Genomic DNA, 13,188 nt, shown 5'->3' on the forward strand with positions numbered 1-13,188 from the left:
CCGCTTCCGGTCTGGGAACTGACAGGCACCCCCCCCCTCCCTCGACATACCCATTGCTGTGAGCCCAAGAGGGAAAGGGACGGGCCCCGGCCCTCTCCCCCCCCCCCCCCCCCGGCCCTCGTCGCTATTACTGAACCGCCGTGCGCTTACGCGGACTTGCGGCTGTCACGCGGGTGCACCGCGATGTTCATCGCGCCGGACCTGAGGACCGCCAGGCGCTCCTCAAGGACCTCCTCGAGTTCTTCTCGAGTGCGGCGCTCCATGAGCATGTCCCAGTGCGTGCGCGCGGGCTTGCCCTTCTTCTCCTCCGGTCCGTCGCCGTCCACGAGAAGTGCCTGGGCCCCGCAGACCTTGCACTCCCACTCCGGCGGGATCTCCGCCTCGACCGAGAACGGCATCTCAAATCGATGTCCGTTCTGGCATGCGTACTCCACGGCCTGGCGCGGGGCCAGGTCGATGCCGCGGTCGGTCTCGTAGCTGGTCACCACGAGGCGCGTGCCGCGAAGAGCTCGCTCACTCATGAATCGTGCCTCCCGGGCTTGTCGCCCACAGGACAGGTGTCGCTGTCGTCGTCATCCGGACAACGTCCGGTCGGCGGTAAAGATTCCCGTACCGGGTCATGCGTCGCCGTCGTATGCCGCCCCTTGTTGTACCCACCGACGCCCGGTTTGTCACATCTGACAACAGATGTCACCCAGCGTTGCTGAAAACTCAGCACGCAGTAACGGTCCGCCTGGCAGGCCAAAGGCGTACACTACCGGCCTTCGCGCCTCGTTGCTAAATCAGGCCCGGAATCGGCAGGTCCGCGCCCTGCGCGGCAGGCGGTCACACCCATGTACCCCGGTCCTTGAGGACGTCACGCAGCGTCTGTGTGTCGTCCGTCATGATGCCGTCGACCCCCAGGTCGAGCAGCGCGTGCATACGGGCCGCGTCGTTGACCGTCCACACGTGCACCTGGAGCCCGCGCGCGTGGGCGGCGCGCACGAAGCGGTGGTCGACCACCCGGACGCCCGACTGCGTCTCGGGCACCTGCGCGCACACCGCCGACACCCGTGGGAGCGCCGGGACCCCCAGGGAGCGCAAGCGCAGCGCCAGGACGCCGCGCGTGCCGTACGACGTCGCCAGGCGCGGGCCCGCGAGCCGCTGGGCCCGCGCCACCCGCGCCTCGGAGAACGAGCCGACGCAGACCCGGCCCCACGCCGAGGCCCGCTCGACCAGGTCGAGCAGCGGCACGAGCGCGGGCTCGGCCTTCACGTCCACGTTCCAGCGCGCCTCGGGAAACGCCTCCAGAAGGTCCTCGAAGAGCGGCACCGGCTCACGTCCCGCCACGCGCGCGTGGCGCACCTCGCGCCACGGCAGCCGCGCGATCACGCCGGTGCCGTCCGTGACCCGGTCGAGCGTGGCGTCGTGGAACGCCACGAGCCGGCCGTCCGCCGTGGCGTGCACATCGGTCTCCAGGTAGCGGTAGCCCTGGTCGACGGCGCGCCGGAACGCCACGGCGGTGTTCTCCAGGCCCTCGGCCGCGCCCCCTCGGTGGGCGAAGGCGAGCGGCCCCGGATGGTCGAGGTACGGATGGCGTACGCGCGTGGTCACCGAGGCAGTATCGCCTCCTCCATCGGCGCGCCGACGGCCACCACGCCCCTGGGGGGCGACGCGGGGAGGCTGAAGAGACGCAGGAAGAACTGGGCGAGCGGTCCGATCGTCACGGCGTACACGACGGTGCCCACGCCGAGGGTGCCGCCGAGCGCGAAGCCCGTCACGACCACCGCCACCTCCACCAGCGTGCGCATCAGCCGGATCGAGCGGCCGGTGCGCTCGTGCAGACCCGTCATCAGGCCGTCCCGGGGGCCCGCTCCGAACTTCGCAGCGATGTAGAGGCCGGTCGCCACGCCGTTGAGGACGATGCCCGCCGCCGTCAGCGGGATCTGGACACCAAGGCCGTGCGCGTCCGGGATGAGCGCGAGCGCGCCGTCCATCGCCAGGCCCACCACGAAGACGTTCGACACCGTGCCGAGGCCCGGCCGCTGCCGCAGCGGGATCCACAGCAGCAGTACCGCGGCACCCACGAAGATCGTCACGGCGCCGATGGACAGGCCGGTCCGCTCGGCCAGGCCCTGGTGCAGCACGTTCCACGGCTCCAGGCCGAGGCCCGCGCGCACGAGCAGCGCCGAACTCGCGCCGTACAGGACCAGGCCCGCGTACAGCTGCACGAGGCGCCGGGAGAGGTGGCCGCCGCCCGGCAGCCTGGGCACGGACCGGCCCCGGCGCGCGGGCGCCGGGGCGGACGGATCTGGATGCTGCCTGGACAAGAGGTACCCCCGTGGTGGTAGTGGCCTGACTCATGACACTCTGTGGCTTGGCGCAAGGCGCCAACCATGGCCAATTCGATGAAGGTGGACTGGGATCATGGCTCAGTGGACATCGGCGGTGGGCTCGACCCAGCTCGCCCGGCTGCTCACCTCCCAGCAGGCGCGTCCGGCGGGGGCGGGCACGCGCCGCCCGCCCGCCTACCGCGCCCTCGCCGACGGCATCAGGCTCCTCGTCCTAGAGGGACGCATCCCCGTGGCCGCCCGCCTGCCCGCCGAGCGGGAACTCGCCGTCGCGCTCTCCGTGAGCCGCACCACGGTCGCCGCAGCCTACGAGGCGCTGCGCACCGAGGGGTTCCTGGAGTCCCGCAGGGGAGCCGGCAGCTGGACCGCCGTCCCGGCCGGGAACCCGCTCCCCGCGCGCGGGCTCGAACCCCTGCCGCCCGAAGCCGTCGGCTCGATGATCGACCTGGGCTGCGCCGCCCTGCCCGCCCCGGAACCCTGGCTCACCCGCGCCGTGCAGGGCGCCCTGGAGGAGCTGCCTCCGTACGCCCACACCCACGGCGACTACCCGGCGGGCCTGCCTGCCCTGCGCGCCATGCTGGCCGAGCGCTACACCGCGCGCGGGATCCCGACCATGCCGGAACAGATCATGGTCACCACCGGCGCCATGGGCGCCATCGACGCGATCTGTCACCTCTTCGCGGGCCGCGGCGAGCGCATCGCCGTCGAGTCGCCCTCGTACGCCAACATCCTCCAGCTGATGCGCGAGGCGGGCGCCCGCCTCGTGCCCGTCGCGATGGCCGAGGGGCTGCGCGGCTGGGACCTGGACCGCTGGCGGCAGGTGCTGCGCGACGCCGCGCCGCGCCTCGCGTACGTCGTCGCGGACTTCCACAACCCCACCGGCGCCCTCGCCGACGAGGACCAGCGCCGCAAGCTCGTGGACGCGGCACGCTCGGCGGGCACCGTCCTCGTCGTCGACGAGACCATGAGCGAACTCGCCCTGGACGACGTCGAGATGCCCCGCCCCGTCTGCGGCTTCGACCCCGCGGGCGCCACCGTCATCACCGTCGGCTCCGCCAGCAAGGCCTTCTGGGCGGGCATGCGCATCGGCTGGGTGCGGGCCGCGCCCGACGTGATCCGCAGCCTGGTGGCGGCGCGCGCGTACGCCGACCTGGGCACGCCCGTCCTGGAGCAGCTGGCCGTCAACTGGCTCCTGAGCACCGGCGGCTGGCGCGAGGCCGTGGACGTGCGCAGGGCCCAGGCCCGCGACAACCGCGACGCTCTGGTCGCCGCGGTGCGCCGGGAGCTGCCCGACTGGGAGTTCGAGGTGCCGCACGGCGGCCTGACCCTGTGGGTGCGTACCGGCGGCCTGTCCGGCTCGCGCCTCGCCGAGGTCGGCGAGCGCGTCGGCGTCCGCGTGCCGTCCGGGCCCCGCTTCGGCGTGGACGGCGCCTTCGAGGGCTATGTACGGCTGCCGTTCACCGTCGGGGGAGCGGTCGCGGACGAGGCGGCGGTACGGCTCGCGGCGGCGGCCCGCCTGGTGGAGAAGGGGGCGGGCGGGGGGATGCAGGCGCCGCAGTCGTTCGTGGCGTGAGGGCCCCGCGCCTCATCCCTCCGCGGCGGCGGGCGCTGCCGTGAGGGCCGCGTCCGCGGGGGTCGAACGTCCCGGAAGCAGTTCGAGGACCGCCCGCCGGTGCGCGTCGCTCGTCGCGTCGTCGTACGGGTCCGGGGTGGCGGGGACCTGGAGGCGGTGCACCGGACCCGTGCCGAGCCGGGCGTAGCCGCGGCCCGCCGGGACGTCGGCCGTGGGGGTCGTGTGCGGCGCCGCTCCGAGGAACCGCTCCAGCTGGTCGGGGGTGGCGGGGCCGAGCACCACGCGCGCGCGGGTGTGCTGCCGCACCGCGTCGCTGAGGGTGTCCACGCTGTCGAGCTGGTCGGCGACGACGACGGTGACGCCCGCCGCCCGGCCGTGCCGCAGGGGCACCTGGAGCAGGGCCTGGGGGTCCCGGTGCCCGTCGGCCTCGGCCAGGTGGCCGAGCGTGCTCGGGCGGTCGAGGAGGATCCACAGCGGGCGCCTGGTGTCCTCGGGCGGCGGCTGGCCCGCCTGCCGGGCGCGGTTGGCGGCGATGAGCCGCCGCTCCGTCTCGTGCGCCGCCCACTCCAGGCTCGCGAGGGCTCCGGCGAGGCCGCACTCGACGGCCAGGACGCCCTCGCGCCCGGTGAGGCACGCGTAGTCGCCGGTGCCGCTGCCCTCGACGATGACGACGTCGCCGTGCCGGAGGGCCTGGAGGGCGATCGAGCGGAGCAGCGTGGTGGTGCCGCTGCCCGGCTGGCCGACGGCGAGCAGGTGCGGCTCGGTCGAGCGGGGCCCGGTGCGCCACACGACGGGCGGCACGTCGCGCCGCGCGTCGCCGTCGGCCACGGGCAGCGTGCGCTGGACCGAGGTCGGGTCGGTGAAGCCGAGGACGGTCTCGCCGGGAGCGGTGACGAACCGCTGGGCGGCGATGTCGGTGGGCAGCGGCGGGAGCACGTCCACGGTGAGGGCGTTGCCCTCCTCGTCCCACTCGAAGTGGTACTCGCGCCCGCGGCCCGACTTGGCGTGCAGCAACTGCTCGATCCGCGCGCGGGACTCGGTCTCGCCGTCGGTGAAGTACGCGGGATAGCGCACCACGAGGTGGGACACGCGGCCCGTGTCGTCGAACTCGTACGCGGGGAAGGCCTTCTCCCACTCGCCGCCGTGCGTGAACAGCGGGCTGGGGTCCTCCGGGACGGAGAAGTACGGCACCAGCGCCTCGTAGAGGGACTGCAGGCGCTGTGCCTGCGCCTCGTCCGGGCCTGCGGGCGCGGGGACGGTGCGCTCGCGGCCCTTCCAGGCGGCCGCCGCCATCAGGCAGATGACGGCGAGCAGCGGTCCGTAGGGGATGAGGGCCACCACGAGGATCACCGAGGCGACGAGGAACAGCAGCGGCCCCCGCCGGTCCTTGGGGGTCGCGGACCACTTGCGCCGCCCGGCTCCGGCGAGGCGGCGCAGCCCTCGGGTGATGGTGATCAGCGGGTGCAGGACGTCGGTGGCGCTGTCGGCGGCCGACCGGGCCAGCTCGCGGCTGCGCGCGATGTGCTCCCGGCCCCGGGCGATCTGGGCGGTGCCGGTGCTCAGGATGCGGGGGAGAGGGCGCCGGGCCACGTCGGTCTCCTCGAGGTGGTGGTGAGGGGCTCAGCCGTCAGAACTTGATCCCGCCGAGCAGGCTCGCGAGGCTCGCGCTGCCCGCCTTGATGCTCGGCGCGATGGCGGTGCCCGCGAGGAAGAAGCCGAACAGGGCGCAGACCAGGGCGTGGGAGGCCTTGAGTCCGTCCTTGCGGAAGAACAGGAAGACGATGATGCCGAGCAGCACGACTCCGGAGATGGACAGGACCATGAGAGTTCTCCTGATTGCGGGGGGACAGTCACCATCAGTACTTCCAGGCTCACAGCATGTATCCATACGAGAACGGGTGCAAATGGGGGAAATTCTGGATATTTCCCCTGAACGGCGGCGGGTCGCCGGGCCGTACGGGGTGAGGGGCGGGCGGTCGGCCGCGCCCGCGGTGATCTTTGCCGCGGACGCGGTCGGTCATGTGCCGTGACGGGCAGTACCCTGTCGATTCACTCGTACGGCTGCACGGCTGCGCAGCCGGGAACCATCCGGGCCCCAGCACGCGCTGGGGCCCGGCCCACGCGCATCACGAAAGGCGGGCACCACCATGGGTGAAGCCCTCGACCCCGAGGTCGTGGAGCTGGCGGGCAAGATCTTCGATCTGGCGCGCGCCGGCGACACCGACGCCCTCGCCGCGTACGTCGACGCGGGCGTCCCGGTGAACCTGACCAACGACAGCGGCGACTCGCTCCTCATGCTCGCCGCGTATCACGGCCACGCGTCGGCGGTACGCACCCTCGTCGAGCGTGGCGCGGACGTCGACCGTGCCAACGACCGGGGGCAGACGCCGCTCGCGGGCGCCGTCTTCAAGGGTGCGGACGACGTCGTCAGGGCGCTGGTCGACGGAGGCGCCGATCCGGCGGCGGGCACCCCGTCGGCGATTGACACCGCACGGATGTTCGACAAGGTCGAGCTGCTCACGCTGTTCGGGGCCGCCTGACCGGGGTAGCCGACCTGGTGCGCGGGGGGCGCCGGAAATGTGGTCGCGGCGGGTGGAACCGCTGGGTCATCATGACGACGTGATTCACGGACATGACGTCGGGGCAGATGTTGCCGCAGCGCGTGGCCCGTGATCGGCCCGAACCCGGACCTGGGGTCCGGTATCCCCCCGGGCCACCGACGAAAGGCAGAGGAAAATGGTCTTCGACAAGCAAGAGACGGCGGGCGGCCCGACGTGTTGGCGCACGGCCAGGTAATGCGGATTCCCGGTTGCGTCGACGCTTGATGTGAGGCTGTTTCCCATGTTCGAACCGGTCATAGCGCCCAGCGGTACGCTGCTCGGCCTGTTGCAGAGGGGCCGCGGCGACGGCACCCTGCACGCGCTCACCGCACCACGGGCCGAGGCGCTCGCCGCCCTCGACCACTGTGTGCTCAACGACCCCCGGCACGACTGGCAGGTGGAGAACCGCTCCCTGTACTACGCCCGCCTGTATCTGGACCTGAACGGCGAGCTCGACGCGGTCGAGCGCCACCTCTTCGACCCCGAGGACGCCCTGGTCACGGACGACTCGCGCACCGGCCTCGCGCTCTCGGTGCTCGGTCACCTGGCCTCCTACGACCGCCTGGACGCCCTGCGCATGCTGCGCCGGTACGCGGAGTACGGCAGCAACTGGGCCTGGGCCCTGGACGAGCTGGCCCTGCGCGACGACGACGCGGCCCTGCGCGCCCTCGCCGGGCCCGTGCTCGCCCGCTTCCCCGCCGACCCCGAGGGCGAGGCCGCCCTCACCGTCGCCGTCCGCGACGCCTTCGAACCGCGGCCGTGGCGGCTGTGGGCCGAGGATCCGCGCCCGGAGATCGGCGCCCGGGTGCGCGCCGCCCAGGAGCGCGGCTCCTTCGACCGCTGGCAGCGCCAGCTGGAACCCTCGGGGCCGCGCCCCGGCTGGAGCGTCCGGGCCGTGCTCGACTGGGCCCAGGAAGGGCTCGATCGCGGCGCGGCGCTGCACGTGCCCGCGGCCCGCTGCCTGGGCGCCGTCGCCGGGCCCGAGGACCGGGCCGAGATCATCGCCGCGGCGCGGCACGGCGCGGACGGGGCGCGCGGCACCGCCCTGCGCTATCTCGCCGACGCGCACGACCCCGACGTACTCGACCTCATCGAGGAGGCGGTGCGGAGCGCGTCGTCCGTCGTCGTGGACATCGCCGCCGAGACCTTCGAGCGGATGCGCTCCGTGGCCGCCGTGCAGCGGGCCCGGCAGTGGGCCGGGCGCCCCGACGCGCTCGGCGCCGCCGCAGGGCGCGTGCTCGCCTGCCGGGGCGGCGCGGAGGACAGCCAGCTGGTGCTCGGCGCGCTGCGCGAGGCCGTGCGCGGCCAGGGCCCGGACGCGCCGACGCTGTGGCCGCTCGTCGACGGCGCGGGACGCCTCGGCATCGGCTGCGCGGCGCCCGTCCTGCGCCACGTCTACCGCGAGACCGCCTCCTCCCATCTCCGTGGCCGCGCCGCCCGCGCGCTCGCCGCCACGGACCCCTCCTTCGCCGCGGGCTTCGCCGTCGAGTGCCTCTGGGACTGCGAGGAGTCCACCCGCGAGGTCGCGGCCCGGCACGCGGAGACCGGCGACGCGCGCGTCGCCGCCCAGCTCAGGAGGCTCGCCACCGACCCCGCCGAGGAGGACGAGGTCCAGTCCGCGGTGCGCAACCGCATCGGGCCGGACGCGCCCGCCGTGTGAGAGTCCTGCGCGCGGCGACGGGCCCGGTGCCGAGCGGGACCGTCCGGCCCGGAAGGCCGTCGCCGCGCGCGGAGCGGAACGCTCATGGGACGTTCCTCGCCAGGAAAGATCCACGTTGACGTGGGCACGCCCCATCTGACGACAACACCGGTATGCGTGTCGTCATCGTCACCGAGTCCTTCCCGCCCGACGTCAACGGCGTGTCGCACTGCGCCTTCCAGACCGCGCGGCAGCTCGTCGCCCGCGGCCACGACCCCCTCGTCGTCGCCCCGGCCACCGTGCCCGGGGCCGAGTCCGGGCCCGAGGGCTGCGCGCCGTGCCCCGTCGTCCGCGTGCCCTCCGTGCCGTTGCCCGGATACCCGCAGGTCAGGGTGGCGCTGCCCAGCCGCCGCCTGGCCGCGGCGCTGAGCGCGCACCGGGCCGAACTCGTCCACCTCGCCAGCCCGTTCGTGCTCGGCGCCCGGGGCATGACCGCCGCGACCCGCCGACGCATCCCCACCGTCGCCGTCTACCAGACCGACATCGGCGGCTACGCGCGCACGTACATGGGCATGGGCGAGGCCACCGCGTGGCGGCGCATCCGGGGCGTGCACGCCGCCGCCGACCGCACCCTCGCGCCGTCCTCCGCCGCCCGCGCCGCCCTGGTGGCCCACGGCGTTCCGCGCGTCCGCCTGTGGCCGCGCGGCGTGGACACCGGCCGCTTCCACCCGTCGCTGCGCGACGAGGCGCTGCGGCGCGAGCTGGCCCCCGGCGGCGAACTCCTCGTCGGCTACGTCGGACGGCTCGCCCCGGAGAAGCGCGTCGAACTCTTGGCGCGGGTGTGCGGCCTCGACGGGGTGCGCGTGGTCGTGGTGGGCGACGGACCGAGCGAGGCCGCGCTGCGCGCGGCGCTGCCGGGCGCGCTGCTGCTCGGGCGGCGTACCGGCGACGAACTCGCCCGGATCTTCGCCTCCTTGGACGTCTTCGTGCACACCGGGCCCCTGGAGACGTTCTGCCAGACCGTGCAGGAGGCCATGGCCAGTGGTGTCCCGGTGGTCGCGCCCGCGGTGGGAGGACCGCTCGACCTGGTCCTCCCCGGTCGCACCGGGAGCCTCGTCCCGCCGGGCGACGCCGAGGCCGTGCGCGATGCCGTCTGGGCCATGGCCGCCGATCCCGGCCTGCGGGCGGCGTACGGCGCCGCAGGACGCGCCGCGGTCGAGGGACGGACCTGGAACGCCGTCGGGGACCAACTCGTCGAGCACTACGAAGAGGTGCTCGTGGAGCGGACGGCGGTGGCGGCATGACGCCGGAAACGGGAACACGGGGCATGGCGGACGCGCAGCCGGGCGCCGGAACAGGCGCCGGGAACGAGGCGGCGGGGCCGAGGCTCGTGCGACGGAAAGGCCTCGCCCTCGTGCCACGCCCCCGCACGGCCACCGGACAGCCCAAGTCGCTGTCCGTGCGACACACGGGCCCCCTTCGCATCGTGCGCCTCGCCAACTTCGTGACGCCCTCCTCGGGCGGCCTCCGCACCGCCCTGCGCGAGCTGGGCAGGGGCTACCGGGGCGCCGGGCACGAGCCCGTCCTGATCGTCCCCGGGGAACGCGCCTCGGTGGCCGACACCGAACAGGGCCTCGTCGTGACGGTGCCCGGGCCCGAACTGCCCGGCACGGGTGGCTACCGCGTCCTCGCCGACCGGCGGGGGGTGACCCGCGTCTTGGAGCGCCTGGCCCCCGACCGCCTCGAAGTGTCGGACCGTACGACGCTCCGCTGGACCGGCGCGTGGGCGCGCCGCGCCCGGGTGCCCGCCGTGATGGTCTCCCACGAGGCCGCCGGCGCCGTGATGCGCACCTGGGGGCTGCCGCCGCGCCTGGCCCGGCGGGCCGCCGACTCGCTGAACTCCCGTACCGCGTACGCCTACGCGCGCGTGGTGTGCACCACCGAGTGGGCCGCACGCGAATTCGTCCGGGTAGGGGCGAGCAACGTCGTACGGGCTCCCCTGGGGGTCGATCTGCGGGAGTGGCACCCGGGGCTGCGGGACGCCCGCCTGCGCGCCGCCCACGCGCGTGGGGGCGACGTGCTGCTCCTGCTGTGCTCCCGGCTCTCGGTGGAGAAACGGCCCGGGAGGGCGCTCGACGCCCTGGCGGGGCTGCGGGCGCGTGGCGTGCCCGCGGTGCTCGTCGTCGCCGGGGACGGGCCGCTGCGGGCGCGCCTCGAACAGCGCGCCCGGGAGCGGCGGTTGCCGGTGACCTTTCTGGGGCACGTCGCCGACCGCACCGCGCTCGGCGCGCTCCAGGCCACCGCCGACGTGTGCCTGGCGCCGGGGCCGTGCGAGACGTTCGGGCTCGCCGCGCTCGAGGCGCTCGCGTGCGGCACGCCCGTGGTGGCCAGCGCCTCGTCCGCGCTGCCGGAGATCGTGGGCGGGGCGGGCGCGGTGGCCGCCGACACGGCGGACGCGTTCGCGGACGCGGTCGGGACGGTGCTCGCCAGGCCCGAGCGCGACCGGCGACAGCGCGCACGCGCGCGTGCGGAGGGCTTCGGGTGGGACACCGCGGTAGCGGCGTTCCTGGCGGCGCACGACGCCGGTGCCGACGTGGCACGGGAGACCCCGGGCGCGGTGGCCCTGCCGGGGCGCGGCGGTGGCGCCGACGTGGCGCGGGAGGCCCCGGGCGCGGTGGCCCTGCCGGGGCGCGGCGGTGGCGGATGAGCACGTTCACCTACGTGGCCCTGGGGGACTCGCTCACCGCGGGCGTGGGTGACCCTGTGGACGGCGCCTGGCGGGGCTGGGCGGCCCTGCTCGCCGCCGGCATCGGCTCGCCGGAGCGGCCCGTGGAGTTCCACAACCTGGCCGTGAACGGCGCCCGGACCTGGGACGTCCTGCACCGCCAGACACCCGCGGCGCTGGCCCTGCGCCCCGGCCTCGTGTCCGTCGTCGTGGGCGTCAACGACACGCTGCGCCGCACCTTCGACCTGGCGGCCGTGGCCGCGCGCCTCGACGAGGTCTACGGCGCGGTGGCCGGGCGCGGCGCCGCCCTGCTCACCGCCTGCCTGCCCGACCCCGGGGCGATGCTCGGGCTCCCCGGCGCCCTCGGCCGTCCCCTGGCCCGGCGGCAGCGTGCCGTGAACGCCGTGGTGCACGCGCTGTCGGACCGCCACGGCGCGCTGCACCTGCACGCCGCCGACCAGGAGTGGGTGGCCGACCGCACCCTGTGGAGCGCGGACCGGCTGCATCCCGGCGAGCGCGGCCACCGGGTGTTCGCCGCCCGCTGCCACGCCCTGCTCGCCGCCGAGGGCCTGGCCGTCGGGCCCGCGCCGGGGCACGAGCCCGAACTGCCGCCGCCCACCCGCTCGGCGAGCCTGTGGTGGCTGGCCACGGCGGGCACCGGATGGGTCGCCCGGCGCTGCGCCGACCTGCTGCCCCAGCTCATCGCCCTGGCCGCGGCGGAGGTGCGCCACGGGCTGTGCGGCACCAGCGGCGGCCTGGACGTACGGGCCGCGCACTCGGTCGCGGCGGCGCTCACGGGGCTCACGGTCGCCAAGAGCAGGGCGGAGGCGGCGTGAGCGCCCCGGTGGCCACGAACCGCACCCGCGTCCCCGGCACCGCCTGCGCCGCGCCCGCCAGGTCCGCTCCCCGCACCACGCCCACCACCGGATAGCCGCCCGTGGTCGGATGATCGGCGAGGAACACCACGGGCCTGCCGTCCGGGGGCACTTGGACCGCACCGAGCACCATGCCCTCGCTGGGCAACTCCCCGCTCACCGCCCGCTCCAGCGGCGGCCCCTCGGTGCGCAGGCCGATGCGGTTGCTCGCCGACGACACCCGGTACGCGCGCGTGGTGAGGGTCCGCAGTGCCTCGGGCGTGAACCAGTCCGTACGCGGCCCGGCCGTCAGGCGCAGCACCAGCTCGCCCGGCGGTGCCGGGTGCGGGACGACGTCCACGCGCGCGTGAGCCGATCCCGTCTCCCCCAGGGGGAGGACCGCCCCGTCGGCGAGGGGCGGTGGTCCGAGGCCCGAGAGCAGGTCGGTGGAGCGGCTGCCGAGCACCGGCTCGACGGTGACACCACCGCTCAGCGCGAGGTACGCGCGTACTCCGGAGACAGCGGTTCCCACGTCGAGCAGCGCCCCGGCGGGCACCCGCACCGGCATCCCCCAGGGGGCGGGCCTGCCGTCCACCGTCACCGGGCACGGCGCGCCGCCCACCGCGACGGTGACCGCGCAGCGGGGCCGCACCGCGCAGCCGTTGAGGGTGGTCTCCAGGACGGCCGCTTCGGGAGGGTTGCCGACGAGACGGTTCACGAGCGCGGCGGCCGGCCGGTCGAGGGCTCCGGAGAGGGGCACCCCGAGGTGGGCGTGGCCGGGCCGCCCCTCGTCCTGCACGGTGGTGAGCGCCCCGGCCCGTACGACGGCGAAGGCCCGGTCGGTCATCGGGCCTCCGGGACGAAGCGGACCCGCACACCCGGTGTCAGGAGCGCGGCCGGTACGCGCGCGTGGTCCCACAGCACGGCCTCCGTGGTGCCGATCAGCTGCCAGCCGCCGGGCGAGGCACGGGGGTACACGCCCGTGTACGGCCCGGCGAGGCCCACCGAGCCCGCGGGCACCGCCGTGCGCGGCGTGGCCCTGCGCGGCACGTCGGGCAGTCCGGCGAGACCCGTCAGATAGCCGAAGCCGGGGGCGAACCCGCAGAAGGCCACGCGGAACTCGGCCGCCGCGTGGATCCGCGGCACCTCCCGCACCGGCACCCCCCACAGGGCGGCGACGTCCGCCAGGTCGGGGCCGTCGTAGCGCACGGGGAGTTCGAGTACGTCCTCCGCGCGCGGGGGCACGGGCGGGATCTCCCAGGAGGGCAGGCGGGCGGCGAGCCGCTCGGGGGCGTCCAGGCCGTCCAGGAGCACCGTGCGGGCCGCCGGGACGATCTCCCGCACCGACAGCTCACCGGCGGCACGGCGGCGCAGCAGCTCGGCGTGCAGGGCCTCGGCCGTGTTGCCGTCGGGCAGCTCGACGAGCAGCGCCCGCTCGCCCATCGGCAGCACGGTCATGCGCGGTCG

General features: G+C 75.3%; 13 protein-coding genes. 6 read left to right on the forward strand and 7 right to left on the reverse strand.

The features are described 5' to 3' along the window. Nucleotides 1-146: 146 nt before the first annotated feature. The 3 genes from AC07GB_RS36275 to yczE form a co-directional block, all read right to left on the reverse strand. Nucleotides 147-521, reverse strand: coding sequence for an RNA polymerase-binding protein RbpA (locus AC07GB_RS36275; RefSeq protein WP_030360404.1), 375 nt, complete (start codon nucleotides 519-521; stop codon nucleotides 147-149). Nucleotides 522-825: 304 nt separating this feature from the next. Then, a complete protein-coding gene (locus AC07GB_RS36280; RefSeq protein ID WP_478853186.1) occupies nucleotides 826-1,593 on the reverse strand; it encodes a glycerophosphodiester phosphodiesterase family protein in 768 nt (255 codons plus the stop codon). Continuing rightward, complete coding sequence (yczE, locus tag AC07GB_RS36285) at nucleotides 1,590-2,252, reverse strand: membrane protein YczE (RefSeq protein ID WP_478853188.1); 663 nt, start codon at nucleotides 2,250-2,252, stop codon at nucleotides 1,590-1,592. Before yczE ends, AC07GB_RS36280 begins: the two co-directional genes overlap by 4 nt. 154 nt (nucleotides 2,253-2,406) lie before the next feature. Here yczE and AC07GB_RS36290 point away from each other — a divergent pair, with 154 nt between their 5' ends. After that, a complete protein-coding gene (locus AC07GB_RS36290) occupies nucleotides 2,407-3,903 on the forward strand; it encodes an SCO1417 family PLP biosynthesis transcription factor (RefSeq protein ID WP_478853190.1) in 1,497 nt (498 codons plus the stop codon). A 12-nt stretch (nucleotides 3,904-3,915) separates the two neighbouring features. Here AC07GB_RS36290 and AC07GB_RS36295 read toward each other — a convergent pair whose 3' ends face one another. Together AC07GB_RS36295 and AC07GB_RS36300 are read right to left on the reverse strand one after the other, a co-directional pair. Beyond that, nucleotides 3,916-5,493 (reverse strand): hypothetical protein, encoded by a 1,578-nt coding sequence (locus tag AC07GB_RS36295; RefSeq protein ID WP_478853192.1) that lies wholly within the window; start codon nucleotides 5,491-5,493, stop codon nucleotides 3,916-3,918. A gap of 37 nt (nucleotides 5,494-5,530) precedes the next feature. Beyond that, complete coding sequence (locus AC07GB_RS36300) at nucleotides 5,531-5,725, reverse strand: hypothetical protein (RefSeq protein ID WP_030560547.1); 195 nt, start codon at nucleotides 5,723-5,725, stop codon at nucleotides 5,531-5,533. 325 nt (nucleotides 5,726-6,050) lie between these two features. Between AC07GB_RS36300 and AC07GB_RS36305 the strand changes: the two genes are divergently transcribed. The 5 genes from AC07GB_RS36305 to AC07GB_RS36325 all read left to right on the forward strand — a co-directional run bounded on the left by AC07GB_RS36305 (nucleotide 6,051) and on the right by AC07GB_RS36325 (nucleotide 11,703). Then, entirely contained in the window at nucleotides 6,051-6,443 is a 393-nt protein-coding gene (locus AC07GB_RS36305; protein ID WP_478853194.1) for an ankyrin repeat domain-containing protein, read from the forward strand. A gap of 301 nt (nucleotides 6,444-6,744) precedes the next feature. Further along, complete coding sequence (locus AC07GB_RS36310; protein WP_478853196.1) at nucleotides 6,745-8,163, forward strand: HEAT repeat domain-containing protein; 1,419 nt, start codon at nucleotides 6,745-6,747, stop codon at nucleotides 8,161-8,163. A gap of 152 nt (nucleotides 8,164-8,315) precedes the next feature. Continuing rightward, the gene (locus tag AC07GB_RS36315; protein ID WP_478853197.1) at nucleotides 8,316-9,446 is read left to right on the forward strand and encodes a glycosyltransferase family 4 protein; all 1,131 of its coding nucleotides are present in this window, start codon (nucleotides 8,316-8,318) and stop codon (nucleotides 9,444-9,446) included. Between the two features lie 23 nt (nucleotides 9,447-9,469). After that, entirely contained in the window at nucleotides 9,470-10,849 is a 1,380-nt protein-coding gene (locus AC07GB_RS36320; protein ID WP_478853199.1) for a glycosyltransferase, read from the forward strand. Further along, nucleotides 10,846-11,703: an SGNH/GDSL hydrolase family protein gene (locus AC07GB_RS36325; RefSeq protein ID WP_478853200.1), complete on the forward strand. Its 858-nt coding sequence runs from the start codon at nucleotides 10,846-10,848 to the stop codon at nucleotides 11,701-11,703. Before AC07GB_RS36320 ends, AC07GB_RS36325 begins: the two co-directional genes overlap by 4 nt. Here AC07GB_RS36325 and AC07GB_RS36330 read toward each other — a convergent pair. Together AC07GB_RS36330 and AC07GB_RS36335 are read right to left on the reverse strand one after the other, a co-directional pair. Further along, on the reverse strand, nucleotides 11,669-12,568 hold the full coding sequence (locus AC07GB_RS36330) for a 5-oxoprolinase subunit C family protein (protein ID WP_478853202.1): 900 nt from the start codon (nucleotides 12,566-12,568) through the stop codon (nucleotides 11,669-11,671). The genes AC07GB_RS36325 and AC07GB_RS36330 overlap by 35 nt on opposite strands. Further along, complete coding sequence (locus AC07GB_RS36335; protein WP_478853256.1) at nucleotides 12,565-13,179, reverse strand: 5-oxoprolinase subunit B family protein; 615 nt, start codon at nucleotides 13,177-13,179, stop codon at nucleotides 12,565-12,567. The genes AC07GB_RS36330 and AC07GB_RS36335 overlap by 4 nt, the downstream gene beginning before the upstream one ends. Between the last annotated feature and the right edge of the window lie 9 nt (nucleotides 13,180-13,188).

The sequence above is a fragment of the Streptomyces sp. NPDC045778 genome (assembly GCF_056431945.1).

Excerpts from the sequence above, each read along its gene's own strand:
- AC07GB_RS36275 (WP_030360404.1), bottom strand. The coding sequence starts at position 521 with ATGAGTGAGCGAGCTCTTCGCGGCACGCGCCTCGTGGTGACCAGCTAC.
- AC07GB_RS36290 (WP_478853190.1), top strand. The coding sequence starts at position 2,407 with ATGGCTCAGTGGACATCGGCGGTGGGCTCGACCCAGCTCGCCCGGCTG.
- AC07GB_RS36300 (WP_030560547.1), bottom strand. The coding sequence starts at position 5,725 with ATGGTCCTGTCCATCTCCGGAGTCGTGCTGCTCGGCATCATCGTCTTC.
- AC07GB_RS36305 (WP_478853194.1), top strand. The coding sequence starts at position 6,051 with ATGGGTGAAGCCCTCGACCCCGAGGTCGTGGAGCTGGCGGGCAAGATC.
- AC07GB_RS36310 (WP_478853196.1), top strand. The coding sequence starts at position 6,745 with ATGTTCGAACCGGTCATAGCGCCCAGCGGTACGCTGCTCGGCCTGTTG.
- AC07GB_RS36315 (WP_478853197.1), top strand. The coding sequence starts at position 8,316 with ATGCGTGTCGTCATCGTCACCGAGTCCTTCCCGCCCGACGTCAACGGC.
- AC07GB_RS36320 (WP_478853199.1), top strand. The coding sequence starts at position 9,470 with ATGGCGGACGCGCAGCCGGGCGCCGGAACAGGCGCCGGGAACGAGGCG.
- AC07GB_RS36325 (WP_478853200.1), top strand. The coding sequence starts at position 10,846 with ATGAGCACGTTCACCTACGTGGCCCTGGGGGACTCGCTCACCGCGGGC.
- AC07GB_RS36330 (WP_478853202.1), bottom strand. The coding sequence starts at position 12,568 with ATGACCGACCGGGCCTTCGCCGTCGTACGGGCCGGGGCGCTCACCACC.
- AC07GB_RS36335 (WP_478853256.1), bottom strand. The coding sequence starts at position 13,179 with ATGACCGTGCTGCCGATGGGCGAGCGGGCGCTGCTCGTCGAGCTGCCC.